The organism is Mucilaginibacter sp. Mucisp86, assembly GCF_047324315.1.
Lineage (GTDB): Bacteria > Bacteroidota > Bacteroidia > Sphingobacteriales > Sphingobacteriaceae > Mucilaginibacter.
This window is the reverse complement of sequence record NZ_CP168503.1, coordinates 1168177-1185929: the sequence shown is the minus strand read 5'-3', so window position 1 is coordinate 1185929 and position 17753 is coordinate 1168177. Positions and strand designations below refer to the sequence as shown.

Sequence of the window (17753 nt, the reverse complement as noted above, 5' to 3'; positions counted from 1 at the left end):
ATGACAATTAAAAATAAACTCCGGGCAGGAATCGGATTCCTGTTTGTACTGGCATTAATTTGCTGCGGAATGTCGATATATTTCTTAAACCGCTTATCGGCTGACGCGGGTGCTATATTAAAAGATAATTATAAAAGCGTACAGTATGCTCAAAACGTACTGACAGCATTGGATTCGCACAGTGGCAATTTCACGACCCAGCAAGTACGAACAATTGACCAAAACATGGTTTTGCAGCAACGCAATGTTACCGAAGTTGGCGAACAGCAGCTTACTGATTCGGCAAGCTCTACCTATGAAAAACTAAAACATCCCGGTAATACCGAAGTTGTACAAAACCAGTTAAGAGGCAAGTTACATCAGTACCTGTACGGTATTATGAAGCTGAATATGGATGCTATATCACGCAAAAATGATGTGGCTAACCTTACCTCAAAACGAGGGTCGTTGCTGGTTGCTTTTTTAGGCGCGTTTTTGTTTTTGGTGGCATTCAGTTTTGCTGTTAATTTTCCGGGATATATCGCTAATCCTATTAAAGAACTTACTGCCCGTATCAAAGAGGTATCAAACAAAAATTATCATCAGCAAATCCATTTTGAATCGGATGATGAATTTGGAGAACTGGGGCAGGCTTTTAATAATATGACACGCAAGCTTGATGAGTTTGAGAACAGCAACCTGGCCAGTATTCTGTTTGAGAAAAAGCGGATTGAAACCATTATCAATTCCATGCATGATGCTATTATTGGTCTTGACGAAAAAGGTGTTATCATTTTTGCCAACCAGGTGGCCTGCAACCTTATTGGTATGAAGGCCGACCAGCTCAACGGTAAATATGCGCCTGATATCGCTATTGAAAATGATTTGATGCGCAAGTTGCTTGTTAATGATCAGGCAAAACTCAGGATCTTTGCTGATAATCATGAAGGTTTTTATTCGCGCGAATCATTATCGGTAAGCAGCAGGGATAAAGTGATTGGTAAAGTTATCATCCTGAAAAACATTACCGAATATCAGCAACTGGATGAAGCCAAAACCAACTTCATTGCTACCATATCGCACGAGTTGAAGACCCCGATCTCATCTATAAAAATGAGCTTGAAATTATTGGAAGATGAGCGCATAGGTGAAGTAAATGCCGAGCAACGCCAGCTGTTAGGCAATATTGACGATGATACCCGTCGCCTGTTGCTCATTACCGGCGAACTACTGGATATGGCACAGGTTGAGACCGGTAAGCTTCAGTTAAACTTTGGCAGCACGCATCCCCAAAATATTGTGGATTATGCTGTAAAGGCCATTAAGTTTATTGCTGATCAAAAACAGGTTGAAATTAAAGTGAAATGTGATGAAAGTTTGCCGAAGGTACACGCCGACCTGGATAAAACAACCTGGGTGCTCATCAACCTGCTTTCAAACGCCATAAAATACAGTCATGAAAAATCAACTGTAGAATTGGTGGTTAAAAAACACAAAAATGATGAGATCGAATTTTCGGTTACCGATCACGGCAAGGGGATTGAAGATCAATATCTGCCCCGTTTGTTTGAGCGCTATTTTAAAGTGCCAAATGCCACATCTGAACAAAGCGGAACAGGGCTTGGGCTTGCCATTGCCAAGGACTTTATTGAGGCCCAGGCAGGCAAAATTAGCGTTGACAGCGAAATAGGCTCGGGCAGTACATTTTATTTTACGTTGAAAAGAGCTATAGCAGCAGCATAAGCTTTCAATAAAGAGAATATGTCATTTCGAAGCCTTGAATGGCTGGAAATAGCAGGGCAAGGGTGAGAAATCTTGTACGATATACAGATTTTCGCGATTAAAAGCGGAACGTATAAGATTTCTCTTCACCCGCCAACGCACAAATCTCCCCATGGTTCGTCGAAATGACATTCAGTTTAGGTTGTCACAAATTACCATCCGCCTTTAAACCCTTCGGTTAAAGCGTTTTGGTAATTTTTTATATCAAATGAGTATAGGTATGGCGCCTTATGTGCGCCGCCTTTACGTGGCTCTTCAGACCGGTTCAGGATGGCGAAAGCCAGGATCCGGCGTTGAAAGTTACGCCTGTCCAGCTTTTTGCCTAAAATAGCTTCGTATAGTTTTTGCAGCTCGGGCATGGTAAATTCCCGGGGCATCAGGTTATAACCTATGGGTTGATAGTTAAGCTGCAGGCGCAGGGCATCCAAAGCACTTTTATAAATATTTTCATGGTCGAGCTGCAATTCGGGCATGTCATCCAGGTCGCGCCATGCGCAAAGCTCCGAAAACTGATCGGGGTGTGGTATAACACCAAAAAAGTCGACCAGCGCATAATAGCCTATAGATATAAACCGGCCCGAAAACCAGTTTTGTTCCTTTGGCAGCATATCTGCATACATATCATTATGCACCTTTGAACGGTCGGGATCACCGAATACCCGAAACTGTTGTAAAAATATTTTATCTAAACCGGTACGTTCCTGTAAAATTCTTACGGCAGCGTTATCTATCGGTTCTTCTTTAAGTACAAAGCCTCCGGGCAGGTACCACTTCTCTTCGTCGTGGGTTTTTAATAGCAGCACTTTCATTTGCCCTTCATGAAATCCAAATACAACACAATCAATAGAAATGTGGTTCACGTAGTTTTTGCGGGCTTCCTCGCTGTACTCAATAAGTTGCTGTTTATTTAACATTTGTGCTATTGTACAAATAAAGTTTGATTTTTTAATTATAATATTTACAATTGTGTACTTAATACACTATGATAAATGCTGTAGCATCCAATTTTTGGAATTGTCAAAAATATTTAAAGGCGCAATGAAATGCTCTGATTATTAGTCATATTTGTTAACCAATTATTTACTACCCACATAAATTAAAAAATGAAAAAGTATTTTTCAAGCCGGCTTTTTGTAGCCGTTATGCCGCTTTGCGTGGCGCTGACGCCTTATAATAAGGTATTGGCCCAAAGCAAAACCGAAGATGCAAAAATGAATGCCTATGTTAAAGGCCTGATGAGTAAAATGACCCTTGATGAAAAAATAGGGCAACTAAACCTGGTAACCATCGGAGCAGCAACAACAGGATCGGTAGTAAATAAAGGTGTTGAAGAAAATATTAAAAAAGGATCAATTGGTGGTGTATTTGGTGTTTGGGGTACGGCTCAAACCCGCCAGATCCAGGATATAGCCGTTAAAAGTTCAAGGTTGCACATTCCGCTTATTTTTGGTTTGGATGTGATCCACGGTCACCGCACTATTTTTCCTATCCCGTTGGGCATGTCGGCAACCTGGGATATGGGTTTGATTAAGCAATCGGCACAAATTGCAGCTAAAGAAGCAACCGGCGAAGGATTGAATTGGGTGTTTTCGCCAATGGTTGATATTGCCCGCGACCCGCGCTGGGGCCGTATTTCTGAAGGTTCGGGCGAAGACCCGTGGTATGGCTCGCAGGTTGCAAAAGCTATGGTACAAGGCTACCAGGGTACGAGCATGAAGGATGCCGATGCTGTAATGGCTTGCGTTAAGCACTTTGCACTTTATGGCGGAGCGGAAGCTGGTCGTGAATATAACACAGTAGATATGAGCCGTATTAAAATGTACCAGGATTATCTGCCGCCATATAAAGCAGCAGTTGATGCAGGTGCGGGTAGCTTCATGAGTTCATTCAATACAGTTGATGGCGTACCTGCAACAGGTAACCAATGGCTGTTAACCGATTTGTTAAGAAAACAGTGGGGATTTAAAGGCTTTGTAGTATCTGACTATACTGCTGTAAACGAAATGACAGATCATGGGCTGGGCGATTTGCAAACAGTATCTGCCCTTGCGTTGAAAGCCGGCCTGGATATGGACATGGTGGGAGAGGGTTTCCTGAAAACTTTAAAAAACTCACTTACACAAAAGAAAATAACCCAGCAGGAAATTGACCTGGCCTGCCAGCGGGTATTGGAAGCCAAGTACAAATTAGGCTTGTTTGAAAACCCTTATAAATCGATGGATGCCGGTAAGGAAGCCAAAGAAGAGTTATCGACTGCAAACCGCGCTGCTGCAAGGGAGATCACCAAACACTCTTTTGTATTGTTAAAGAACGATAATCAAACACTTCCGCTAAAAAAAGGTGGCAGTATTGCGTTGGTGGGGCCATTGGCCGATAATCACCGCGATATGCTGGGTACATGGGTTATTGCAGGCGAGTGGCAAAAATCAGTAAGTGTGATGGAGGGCATTAAAAACGTAGTGGGCAACAATGTTACCATTAACTACGCCAAAGGTGCTAATATAACCGAAGACAGTTTGTTTATTAAAAGGCTGAACTTTGGTCCCGGAATGGTTTCTTTAGATGCGAAGCCTGCTGACGAACTTTTGAAAGATGCAGTTGAAGCCGCCAAAAAATCGGATGTGATTGTGGCAGTTGTTGGTGAATCACAAAGCATGTCGGGCGAATCATCAAGCCGTTCGGATATTGATATTCCCGAAAGTCAGAAGAACATGCTAAAGGAACTTTCAAAATTGGGCAAACCAATGGTGATTGTGCTGTTTAACGGTCGTCCGCTTACCTTAACATGGGAAGATAAGCATGCTAACGCAATACTTGACGTTTGGGCGCCAGGCACCGAGGCAGGTAACGCCATTGCAGATGTATTATTTGGCGACTATAACCCGGCCGGTAAACTAACTGCTACCTTTCCGCGCAGCGTAGGGCAGATACCTATCTATTATAACCACAAAAATACCGGCAGGCCATACAAAGGTGGTCCTTCAAAGTTCAGGTCAAATTATCTTGATATTTCAAACGATCCGCTTTATCCGTTTGGTTACGGCTTAAGCTATACCAATTTTAACTACAGTGCGGTTAGTGTGAGCAAAAATAAATTAAGAGGTAACGAAACTTTAACAGCTACCGTTACGGTAACCAATACCGGGAAATATGAAGGCGAAGAAGTAGTACAATTGTATATAAGCGACCCGGTAGCAAGTATCAGCCGCTCGGTAAAAGAACTTAAAGGTTACCAGAAAATAAACCTTCAGCCTGGCGCTTCAAAACAGGTAAGTTTTACTATTACTCCGGAGCAGCTAAAGTTTTATAACAGCCAGCTTAAGTATGACTGGGAACCTGGCGAATTTGTAGTTGAAATAGGAACAAGTTCGGCCGATACGCATAATGCATCGGTTTGGTGGGCTAAATAATGCCATTTAGGTTGTAATACATTTTTAGCACTTTGTTAAAAATGGCAAAGGTATTTTTTAATACACGAAAATATCTGAACAGCACCGGTAAGTAAATTTTACCGGTGCTGTTTTGTTTTGGAAAAAGTGTGTAAAATGGTGTGTAATTGATGTGAAATCGATTGCAATAAATGTAATCTGAACATTTATTGTTTAAAAAGTACCGCTTGGGTAAATGTATATTTAACATTTATTATTGTGTAATTAATAATAAATGTTGCTATGACAGTATTTGCAAAGTATGATGATATTTTAACACTTTGGTAAATTACTGCAACTTGCCCACGTACATTAAAATTGGATTAAAATATAGTAGACAACAGGCCCGTTACCATGATATTTATTGTTTTAATAAATTTTGCAGAACCGTTATTGAATAATAGCAACATTTTTACAATGCGATATTTTTAAAAAAATAGGTCCTGCATTAATAATGTGTTAACGAAAAGTTTTCAATTTGTAATTTTAACGGATAAATTAGCCTATAAATAATTAATTTGTAAATCTGCTTTTTTTACTTGTGTATACAGTACACACTAATTACATTAGTTCCATAGCCAATATAAATTTCTGTTAAGGCAGAAATCGTTCAAAATCTAATATTATTATAACATTTTAACTTTAATGTTGCTTCGGTAGCGGGGCGCAAAAAAGGTGAAAACACGGATAAAAAGTTTAAAATTTATACAAGAGAAGATCATATGATAAAACCTTTACATTTTTCACTTTCCAGCGCTTCATCTTCAATTAATCTGTTTAACAGGGCCCATCTCACAACTGCCCCGTTAAAACCGGTTGCCCGCAAGTATGCAATTTTTCATTTTAAAACATAACCCACCAATTATCGACTTAAAAGCTTAAATCAAATATATTAATCAACTAAATCTCAATCTCATGTTTAAAAGTTTACTCCTAAAAGGAAGGTACTTGGGCCTGCTGCTATGCTGCCTGGTATCTTCATTGGTAGTTACAGCCCAAACAAAGTACAAAGGTAAAGTTATCGGCTCCGACGATAAATTACCTATTGTTGGCGCTTCTATACGCGTCAAAGGTACAAGTACAGGTACTGTAACTGATGTTAACGGTGATTTCACCTTAAGCCTAAGCCCGGGCAATACGCTGGTAGTATCTTACATCGGTTATCAAAGTGCCGAAGTTAAGGTGGGTACCGATGTAAACCTTCGGGTTACACTACAATCAGGTAGCAGCACGCTGAACGAGGTAGTGGTAACCGGTTATAGCTCGCAACGTAAAAAGGACATTACCGGTTCGGTAGCAGTAGTAAATGTTGCCAGTTTAAAAACCGTGCCCTCAGGTAACACTGCCTCTTTACTACAAGGTCAGGCTGCAGGTGTAACCGTTATCAACTCAGGTAACCCTGGCGGCGGTAGTTCGGTGAACGTACGTGGTATCAGCTCAATTTACAACACCGCGCCATTAATTATTATTGACGGAGTGCAGGGATCATTAAATGATGTTAACCCTAACGATATCGAATCTATCCAGGTGTTGAAAGATGCTGGATCTGCCTCTATTTATGGTGTTCGTGGTTCAAATGGTGTGGTTGTGGTTACAACAAAAAAAGGAAAATCGGGTGCTGCTACCATTACTTATGATGCCTATTATGGTACACAAAGACCATTAAAAGATGGGTTTAAACTTGCTGATACCAAAACATATGTTGAAGCAATTTATGAATCGTTCAAAAATGCAAATGCATTAAACGGTAATTCGCAGTATGATCCTAATAAAACAGGTACTTGGACTATTCCTGATTATATTACACCTGCCGGCGCCCACGAAGGCGATCCTAAGACCGATCCATCAACTTATTTGTTAAATCCAAAAGTTACTGACAACCAGATCACCCGTGCCAATAAACAGGGTACCGACTGGTTTCATGAGGTATTTAAACCGGCGCCCATCCAAAGCCATAACATTACAGCAAGCGGGGGTAGTGATAAATCAACATTCCTGATGTCGGTTAACTATTTCAATCAACAAGGTACACTTATCGATACCTATATGAAACGTTATTCGGTGAGGGCAAACACAGCATTTAATGTTGGTAAGCATGTACGTGTTGGTGAAAATGCTTACATATTTTATAAAAGAACACCAAATCTTTCAAATAACCAAAACGAAGGTAACGCTATATCATATACCTACCGTCAACCTCCTATAATTCCGGTGTATGACATTATGGGTAATTTTGCCGGTACAAGATCAGGTAGCTTAGGTAACTCAAGTAACCCGGTAGCTGTACAGGAACGTAAAAAGAACGACAGGAACAATAACTGGGATATTACCGGTAATATTTTCGCTGAAGTTGATTTCCTGAAACACTTTACTATTCGTACCAGTTTTGGTGGTGTTGTAGATAACTATTACTACTACTACTTTACCAATACTGCATATGAGAACTCAGAAGGTAATACTACCAATAATGCATTTACAGAAGTAGGAGGTTATAACAGCCAATATACCTGGACCAATACAATCAAATATAATCAGCAATTTGGCAAACACAATGTGCAGTTTTTGGCAGGTACTGAGGCTGTTACTAAATATGGCCGTGGTATCCAAGCTGGTAACACTACTTACAGCCTTACATTTGATCCCAATTATGTTACTGTTGAAAATGGTGACGGTACACCAACCAATAAGGTTGACCAACTTTATAACAACACCCTTTACTCACAGTTTGGCAGGTTAGATTATAACTTTGATGATAAATATCTGGTAAGTGGTACTCTTCGCCGCGACGGTTCATCGTTCTTTGCCCCCGGTCACCAATGGGGAGTATTTCCATCGGCAACCGTGGGTTGGAGGCTTTCAAAAGAGAATTTCCTTAAAAACGCAACCTGGTTAAACGATTTGAAGCTTCGCGCAGGTTACGGAACTTTAGGTTCTTTGGCTGGTGTTGAATCTCAGGCGAGTAATGCATATAGTTTGTACGCCAAATCAAATGGTAATGCAAACTACGATATAACGGGTACTGGTAATTCGACTATTACTGGTTTATATAAATACCAGTTAGGTAACATATCAACTACATGGGAAACTGATAAAGTAAAAAATATTGGCTTGGACGCAACTATTTTGAATAACAAATTAAGCTTTTCGGTTGAATATTTTGAGAAATCAATCAGTAACTTGTTATTCCAACCACCTTTGATTAGTGCCATTGCTGTACCTAACGCACCTTACCTTAACGGTGGTAATATCTTAAACAAAGGTATTGACCTGGATGTGCAGTATCATGGCACAGTGGGAAGTGATTTTAAATATGATTTAGGTCTTAACTTCAGCCATTATTCAAACAAGGTTACAAGTCTCACAGGAGGGTTAAAATATATCGATTTTAACAGCAATGGTTCAACCCGTTTGCAGAACTTTGTTCGGTTACAGCCTGGTCAGCCGGTGAGCGAGTTTTTCGGTTACAAAGTGATTGGATTATATAAAGACGCTGCAGATATTGCTGCTTCACCAAGTGATGTTAACGCACGGCCTGGTTTCTTTAAATATGCAGACGTTAACGGTGACGGCCAAATAACCGCAGCTGATCGTACATTTATCGGTAATCCTAATCCTAAATTTACCAGCGGTTTTACCCTGAATATGTACTATAAAGGCTTTGATTTTAACGCATTCCTTTATGGTTCATTTGGTGGTAAAGTGGTTAACTACGTTAAATACTGGACTTATTTCCCTCAGGTGTTTACCGGTAACGTAAGCGCAGATATATTGAGCGATAAAGTTTGGAAACCAGGTGCCGATAACAGTAAGGCAACTGTACCGGTTTTAACCCGCATTGCTAATGCAGATAATACCGGTAATTTTAATTCATGGTATGTGGAAAGTGGTACCTATGTTAGGTTAAAATCACTCACTATAGGATATACTATACCAAGTTCAAAAATCAAGAGTTTGGGCATAAGTAAACTTAGAGTTTATTTATTAGGAAATAACCTGTTCACCGCAACCAAATACAGTGGTTTAGATCCGGAACTTCAAGGATCAAATTTACAAAGCAACACAAGTTTTGGTATCGACTTTGGTAACTACCCGTCAAACCAAAAAGTATATAATATTGGTGTTAATGCCACATTTTAATACGTATAATATCATATAAAAAGTTATGAAAAAATTACAAATGAAATTGATTGTACCATTGACAATATTGTCAATGTGTATGGTGTATGCGTGTCAGAAGGACATCCTTAACAGGCCGATTCAAAGAGCGCTTAGTCCTTCGCTTGTTGCAAATAAGCTGGGTGTTGAAAGTTTATTAATTGGCACTTACTCGTTATTGGATGGTGTGGGCGGTATTGGCGGTGGTATTAATGCCGCCGGTTCAAACTGGCTGTTCGGCAGCGTTGCCGCGGGTGATGCCTACAAAGGCTCAGAACCGTCTGACGGTGGTAATGACGCTTTGCCCGTAGGCAACTTTACCATGGCAACTTCAAACCCTTATACAACCTCAAAATATACATTGTGCTATGATGGCGTAGCTCGTGCAAATGATGTATTGCGTACGCTTGCCTTAGCTAAAGATGTTACAGCTGATGATGCGAAAAGGATTACAGGCGAAGCCAGATTTTTAAGAGGTTACTACTATATGGAGTTGAAAAAGATGTACAACATGATTCCATATGTTGACGAAACGGCTACAACAAACGTACAGGCTAATATACCTAATGACAAAGACATATGGCCAAATATTGAGGCTGATCTTCAAGCAGGTATTGATAATATTCCGGTTACACAAGCGCAAAAAGGCCGAGCCAATAAATGGGTAGCAGTAGCTTATTTGGCTAAGGCCAAAATGTTTCAACACAAATTTACTGAAGCCAAAACTTTGTTTACCGATCTGATTGCTAATGGAGTAAAAGGTGACGGTAACAAATTTGCTTTGAATGTTAATTTTCAGAGAAACTTTAGCCCTCAAGCTGGTCAGAAAAACAGCCCTGAATCGGTATTTGCCGCACAGGCTTCGGTTAATGATAACTCAGGTGGTAACAATGGTAACACCGGTGATGAGCTTAACTTCCCTTATAACAGCGGCCCCGGTGCATGCTGCGGTTGGTTTAATCCCTCTCAGTCACTGGCAAATTCATATAAAACTGATGCAAATGGCCTGCCGTTGTTTACTACTTTTAATGATGGTCAATTAGTTAGCGGAAAAACTAATCCATATACCGGTACTGTCGATCCTCGTATCGATATCACTATGGGCCGCCCTAACATCCCTTATCTTGACTGGGGTAATCCTCCGGCAAGCTGGATCCGTGACCCTACAGATGGTGTTTTCAACCCACGTAAAAATGTTTATTCATCGGCCGAAAAAGGCACCAATTCAAGCACAGAAAACTATTGGGCAGCTAATGAAGTTACCTCAAATAACGTAAACCTAATGCGTTGGAGCGATGTGCTTTTAATGGCTGCAGAAGCCGAAGTTGAAGTTGGGGATGTTAATAAGGCTTTGGATTATGTGAACATGGTTCGTACCCGTGCTGCCGGTAGTTCATGGTGGGTTTATAAAGGTTCTGCTTATGACCCTTCAAAATCAGAGTACACAGTTAAAACTACGCCTGCCGATAATTACTTAATTAAACCTTATCCTGCAGGGGCTTTTGCTGATAAAAATTATGCACGTACAGCTATTCACTTTGAGCGTAAACTTGAATTGGCAATGGAAGGGCAGCGTTTCTTCGACTTACAGCGCTGGGATCAAGGTACCGGAAGCATGGCAGATGAGATCAACGCTTTCTTTGCCTATGATATTAAAATCAACTCTCAGCTGACTGGTGCACACTTCACTAAGGGTAGGAACGAATATTATCCAATACCTCAAGCTCAGATAGATTTATCTGCTTCCTTAGGTACTGGTGTGTTGAAACAAAATCCAGGTTATTAATTAACCATCGATTTTAAATATTTAACTTTAGGTGGAGATAATTATCTCCACCTTTTTTTATAGTTTACTAACCAATAATGAAGTACACCTTTCCCCTCGTATGCCTGGTTGCCGTTTTATTTGGTGCCTGTAAAAAAGCAACACTTTTTGAACAAATCCCTTCTTCACACTCCGGAATCACCTTCAATAATAAAATTGTTGAAAATGATGCCATAAACCCGCTTACCAAACTTAACCTTTACAATGGCGGCGGCGTAGGTATCGGCGATTTTAATAACGACGGGCTGCAGGATATTTACTTTGTTGCCAATACCACATCAAACAAGCTATACCTTAACAAAGGCGATATGAGGTTTGACGACGTTACGTCAACCTCAGGTGTTGGCGGCAGCGGTGGCTGGGGCAGGGGAGTGGCTGTTGTTGATATTAACAATGATGGCCTTATGGATATATATGTGTGCTATACTTTGCTTGATGATTCGGTTAAGCGCACTAACCTGCTTTACATCAACCAGGGAATAGGTAAAGACGGTATACCTCGCTTTAAAGAAATGGCTAAGGAGTACGGCCTTAATGTAAGGCTTCACTCAACTATGGCATCGTTTTTTGATTATGATAACGATGGCGATTTGGACATGTACCTCACCGTTAACGAGGCCGTGGCGGGTGATAATCAAAGCACTTTCAGGCCGATAATTACAAACGGCACCCACCGAAGCACAGGGCAGCTTTATCGTTGCGACTGGAACCCGGTATTAAAACATCCGGTTTATACCAATGTATCCAAACAGGCGGGCATTGGTACTGAAGGCTACGGTCATGCTGCCACCATAGTAGATATTAACCGCGATGGCTGGAAAGATATTTACGTAACCAACGATTTTTTAACCGATAACATTTTATACATCAATAACGGCAATGGCACCTTTACCGATAAGGTACAGGAGTATTTTAAACATACCGCATTTAGCTCCATGGGCCAGGATATTGAGGATGTGAACAACGACGGTCTCGCGGATGTTTTTGAGGTTGACATGAACCCCGAGGATAATTACCGGAAAAAGATGTTCATGCCACCAAATAATTACCAGATATTTCAAAATTTCGACAGGTATAAATACCAGTACCAGTATACCCGTAATACTTTACAATTAAACAACGGCCCGCGGCTTGGTGGCAATGATTCCATTGGAGATCCTTCCTTTAGTGACGTAGCGTTTTTAAGCGGTGTTGGGCAAACAGACTGGAGCTGGGGACCTATGATAACTGATTTTGACAATGACGGCTACCGCGATATTGTCATAACTAATGGCTATCCGCGTGATGTAACCGACCATGATTTTATAACTTTCAGGCAGATGGCTTTTTCGGTAGCGTCAACCCAGCAGGTGCTTGACCAGATCCCGGTGGTAAAAATACCTAACTACGCCTTTCGCAATACTAATGGTGTGCAGTTTGAAGACGTAACCAAAAGCTGGGGGCTTGGTGTTCCTTCTTTTTCAAACGGATGTGCCTATGCCGATCTGGATAATGACGGTACCATGGATATGGTTATTAACAATATCAATGACGAGGCATTCATCTACAAAAACACTTCCCGTAAAAGTGCAATAAACAGTAGAAACTACTTACATATACAATTTCATGGTAGCCCCAAAAATCTGAACGGTCTTGGTGCCTTTGCCGATATTTATTACGATCATGGCAAGCATCAGTACTATGAAAATACACCTTACCGTGGTTATTTATCAACCATACAGAATATTGCTCATTTTGGTTTAGGTAAAGTATCTAAGCTGGATTCGGTAGTGATCCGTTGGGACAATGGTAAAAAACAGGTGCTTACCAACGTTAAAACAAATCAGACACTCCAGGTTAAAATTGCCGATGCAAAGCTCGATTATAGTAACAAACAACCTTCTGTTGATAACACCAGTTTGTTTAAAGATGTAACCAAATCGGCGGGAATAACCTATAAACATAACGATCAGGATTATATTGATTTTAACGTTCAAAAGCTGCTTCCGCACAAATTATCAGAATATACACCCGCTGTAGCGGTTGGTGACGTAGATGGCAACGGTTTTGACGATATGGTAGTTGGTGGTACTACCAAATATCCGGCTCAATTGCTATTACAGCAGGCCAGCGGTAAATTTATTCAACGCGATTTAGTGCCTCAGCCTAAAGCTATCATCGCGGTTGGCAACCCCAACGATATGGCACATATGATATCGCCTGTAAGGGTGAAGGACGAAGGTATGCTGCTTTTTGATGCCGACGGCGATGGTGATCTTGACCTTTATGTTGCCAGCGGCGGGTTTGAAAGCGAACCCGGTTCGTCAAATTACCAGGACAGGCTTTATGTTAATGATGGCAAAGGAAACTTTAAACTACAGCCCGATGCCCTGCCTAAAAACCTCACCAGCAAGCTATGTGTAAAAGCAGCGGATATAAACCGTGACGGTAAAATGGATTTGTTTGTTTCTGGTCGTGTTGAGCCCTGGAATTATCCTAAACCGGTATCAAGCTTTATTTTGCGCAACGATAGCAAAAACGGAGTTATTAAGTTTACTGATGTATCTGCATCCGCAGCAAAGGAGTTGAATAATATAGGCCTGGTTTGCGATGCCACCTTTACCGATTTTAATAATGACGGCTGGCCCGATTTGATCCTTACCGGTGAATGGATGCCGATCACCTTCCTTAAAAATGATCACGGCGTATACAAAAATGTAACACAAAGCACCGGCGTTGAAAATATGCTTGGCTGGTGGAACACCATTGCCTCCGGCGATTTTGACCATGACGGCGATACAGATTATATTGTGGGTAATACCGGCCTTAATACTTTTTATAAAGCAACCGATCAATACCCGATTTATATTACGGCCAAGGATTTTGACAAGAACGGCAGCTATGATGCTTTCCCGTCTGTTTTCCTGAAAGATCAGGATGGAAAGCTCCAGGAGTTTCCGGCTTTCGGTCGCGATGATATTGTGAAGCAAATGATTAGTATGCGCATCAAGTTCCAAAATTACCGCTCGTTTGCTACAGCCACTATGGATTCGGTGATAACGCCAAAAATGCGTGAAGGTGCTATCCGGTTAAAAGTAAACTACCTGCAGTCGGTTTATTTACGTAATGATGGCGGAGGGAAGTTTACGGCTATTCCGTTGCCGGTTGAAGCGCAGATGTCAGAACTATGCGGCATTACTGTTGATGATTTTGATGGTGATGGCAATCTTGACGTTGCATTGAATGGTAATGACTACGGAACTGAAGTAGCAACCGGCCGTTACGATGCTTTTAATGGTTTACTGCTTAAAGGCGATGGCAAAGGAGGCTTTAAACCACTTAGTATTATGCAAAGCGGTATTTACATACCAGGCAATGGCAAGGCCCTGGTTAAACTTAAAGGGGCCGGCGGCAGTTACTTGTTGGCCGCCACGCAAAACCGTGACGCTATGAAGTTATTTGAACTGAAAAGGCCTGTTAAAACGTATAACCTGCAGCCGCTTGATGCATTTGCAACTATAAAATACAAAAATGGTAAAACCGCTAAACAGGAGTTTTATAATGGCAATTCTTTCTTGTCGCAATCGGGCAGATTCATTAATATTGATGATAACATGGCATCGGTAACCATAACCGACAGCTATGGCCATCACCGGGATGTACCAATTAACTAAACTATTATAAATGAGATGCTTTAAGATATTTGTAGCCCTTGCAGGTTGTGCCCTTATTTTAGGTTGCGGAAGTAAACCTAAAAAGATAAACCTGATTAAAGATGCTGATGTTATTCACAATAATGTTGATCAGCTTACGCAGGTTATTATTTATGATGTATTCAGCCCTCCGGTTGCAAGCCGTATCTATGGTTATACTTCACTGGCGGCTTATGAAGCTATCCGTTATTCGAGCCCTGGGTATAATTCAATTACAGCCCAGTTACGGGGCTTTGGCAAACCTCCCGAACCAAAGGCCGGGGTGAAATATAATTACACGCTTGCAGCTACATCTGCTTTTTTTGCAGTTGCCCACAAGGTTACCTTTTCTATCGATTCGCTCAAAAAATATGAGGCTAAGGTTTATGCCATGTATAAAGATAACCTGGACGATTCAACCTATGCCCGCTCAATGGCATTTGGCGAAAAAATTGGCAAATACATTTTAAAAAGGGCGGCGGTTGATAATTATCCCCAAACCCGTGGCAAGCCAAGGTTTTTAGGCAACGATAATCCCGGTAACTGGCATCCTACCCCTCCCGATTACCTGGATGGCGTTGAATTTTGCTGGGGTACTATGCATACTTTCGCCGTTGACACCTCAACCATGTTTCCGTTACCGCCGCCACCTGCTTTTAGTGAGGACAAAAACAGCGAGTATTTTAAACAAACAATGGAGGTATATAACCAAAGCAAAAACATTACGCCCGAGCAAAAAACTATTGCAAAGTTCTGGGACGATAATCCATTTGTTATTGAGCATAACGGCCACATGATGTTTGCCAACAAAAAAATTACCCCCGGTGGTCATTGGATTGGCGTAACCGCAATTGCCTGCAAGCAAACTCACGCCGATGTTGTAAAAACTGCCCAGGCCTATGCGCTTACCTCAATTGCTTTGTTTGATGCCTTTATTTGCGGCTGGCAGGTTAAATATGAAACTAATTATATAAGGCCGGTAACCATCATCAACGATAAAATTGATCACGACTGGCTGCCGATGCTGCAAACGCCGCCATTCCCCGAATACCCAAGTGGGCATAGCGATATCAGCGGTGCATCAGCCGTGGTACTTACGCATTTATTTGGCGATAACTTTGCTTACCAGGATACGAGCGATTTGCGTTATATAGGTATGCAGCGCCATTTCGACTCATTTTTGAAAGCTGCCGACGAAACTTCAATAAGCAGGTTTTACGGCGGGATTCACTTCCGCAATAGCGTTAATCAGGGTGCAGTTCAAGGTAAACAGGTAGGCGAATACATCTGGAAAAAATTAAAACTTAAAAATTAAGGACCGGGCTATTTTATGATTTTTAAAAAGAGCTTATTAACCATATCATACCTTTTTTCATTTTCTGCATTACTGGCTGGTTTAACGCTTATAAATAGCTGCAAGCGTAAGCCGGCATATCAACCTTACAAATTTACCGGCGATGTTATAGTCGACGGCAAAAATCTGGTACAATTAAAGTGCACCCGCTGCCATTCGTTAGTGCCGGTTGATGCGCTGCCCAAAGATGTTTGGCTTAATCATGCGCTGGTTAATATGGCTCCGCTGTTGCATATTTCAACATATGGGGGCTCGTCGTACTATAAAAATGATCCGTTGGATACCACTGGTGCTACCATCGCCGAGTGGACAGCCATATTAGCCTATTATAAAAAAGCAGCGCCGGATACTTTATTACCCGCTAAAAAGCCTATCCCCCTAATAAATGATTGGGCTGGTTTTACGCTTAAAAAGCCCGCACCGGTCAATTACGTTGCTTTTACCACTATGCTGGCCACCAATGCAGCTACCGGGCGTATGTACAGTGCCGATGCGGTAGATGAAAAATTGAATACCTGGGACAGTAATTTAAAAATGGACTCCCTGGCAAAACTGCCTTCGGCGGCAGTTGGGGTTAGTTTTGGTAAGGATAGTGTTGGCAACAATGTGGGCTTTTTTTCCTGTATTGGCCGTATGGCGCCAATTGATTTTCCAAATGGCAAGGTAGTTAAGGTGAACCTTGATGCACAGCACGTTAACAACGATCAAACTTATATAGCATCTGACTTGCCCCGCCCTGTGGGTACCGTAACCGGCGATTTTAATAAAGATGGTTTACAGGATGTTGTGGTTTGCGGGCAGGGTAAGTTTAAAGGCGGCGTTTATCTGCTTAAGCAAAATAAAGATCATACTTATGAGCAGCAAACTATTTATGATAAGCCAGGTGCTGCACAAGCTTTAGCCGGCGATTTTAATAATGATGGATGGACAGATGTAATGCTTCTGACAGGAAGCGGCGATGAGGGCCTTTGGTTATTATTGAATGATCAAAAAGGAGGTTTTACACTGAGGAACCTGCTGCATTTTCCGCCGGTATATGGTTCAAGCAGCTTTCAACTGGTTGATATGGATCATGATGGCAAACTTGATCTGGTACTAACCTGCGGCTATAACTACCGCGATTCGCGGATCCTGAAACCATATCACGGTTTATATATTTTTACCAATACCGGCGACTGGAACTTTAAACAACGCTGGTTTTACCCCATAAATGGCTGTACAAAAGCAATTGCTGCCGATTTTGACGGCGATGGTGATATCGATATAGCAACGATAGCTTTCTTCGCCGATATGAAAAATACGCCTGCCGAAGAGTTTATTTATTTTGAACAAGATAGGCCTTTTGATTTCAAGCCTCATGCTTTACCGATCAGTCAGCTTGGTCACTGGATGTGCATGGAAGTGACCGACCTTAACAAGGATGGCAAACCCGACCTTGTATTAGGTAATTATGCTGATGGTTTTATGTTTCAGGATGGTTTTAAACCTAACTGGGATCAGCACCTGCCGCTGATAGTATTGGAAAATCATACCAAAAAATAAGCTGTACCAAATTGTAA

The 17753-nt window shown here is 41.4% G+C and carries 8 protein-coding genes; 7 read left to right on the top strand and 1 reads right to left on the bottom strand.

Annotated features, from left to right (window positions below):
* Window positions 1-1722 (top strand): ATP-binding protein, encoded by a 1722-nt coding sequence (locus ACEN9X_RS04790; RefSeq protein WP_413669329.1) that lies wholly within the window; start codon window positions 1-3, stop codon window positions 1720-1722.
* 191 nt (window positions 1723-1913) lie between these two features.
* Here the strand turns inward: ACEN9X_RS04790 and ACEN9X_RS04785 are convergent, their stop codons facing one another.
* Complete coding sequence (locus tag ACEN9X_RS04785; RefSeq protein WP_413669328.1) at window positions 1914-2675, bottom strand: NUDIX hydrolase; 762 nt, start codon at window positions 2673-2675, stop codon at window positions 1914-1916.
* A 189-nt stretch (window positions 2676-2864) separates the two neighbouring features.
* Between ACEN9X_RS04785 and bglX the strand changes: the two genes are divergently transcribed.
* The 6 genes from bglX to ACEN9X_RS04755 all read left to right on the top strand — a co-directional run bounded on the left by bglX (window position 2865) and on the right by ACEN9X_RS04755 (window position 17736).
* Window positions 2865-5171, top strand: a complete 2307-nt coding sequence (bglX, locus tag ACEN9X_RS04780) for a beta-glucosidase BglX (RefSeq protein WP_413669327.1) — start codon at window positions 2865-2867, stop codon at window positions 5169-5171.
* Window positions 5172-6104: 933 nt separating this feature from the next.
* The gene (locus ACEN9X_RS04775; protein ID WP_413669326.1) at window positions 6105-9326 is read left to right on the top strand and encodes a SusC/RagA family TonB-linked outer membrane protein; all 3222 of its coding nucleotides are present in this window, start codon (window positions 6105-6107) and stop codon (window positions 9324-9326) included.
* A 25-nt stretch (window positions 9327-9351) separates the two neighbouring features.
* On the top strand, window positions 9352-11130 hold the full coding sequence (locus ACEN9X_RS04770) for a RagB/SusD family nutrient uptake outer membrane protein (protein WP_413669325.1): 1779 nt from the start codon (window positions 9352-9354) through the stop codon (window positions 11128-11130).
* 77 nt (window positions 11131-11207) lie between these two features.
* Entirely contained in the window at window positions 11208-14822 is a 3615-nt protein-coding gene (locus ACEN9X_RS04765) for a VCBS repeat-containing protein (RefSeq protein ID WP_413669324.1), read from the top strand.
* A gap of 10 nt (window positions 14823-14832) precedes the next feature.
* On the top strand, window positions 14833-16155 hold the full coding sequence (locus ACEN9X_RS04760) for a vanadium-dependent haloperoxidase (protein WP_413669323.1): 1323 nt from the start codon (window positions 14833-14835) through the stop codon (window positions 16153-16155).
* Between the two features lie 15 nt (window positions 16156-16170).
* The gene (locus ACEN9X_RS04755; RefSeq protein WP_413669322.1) at window positions 16171-17736 is read left to right on the top strand and encodes an FG-GAP repeat domain-containing protein; all 1566 of its coding nucleotides are present in this window, start codon (window positions 16171-16173) and stop codon (window positions 17734-17736) included.
* The last annotated feature ends 17 nt before the right edge of the window (window positions 17737-17753 follow it).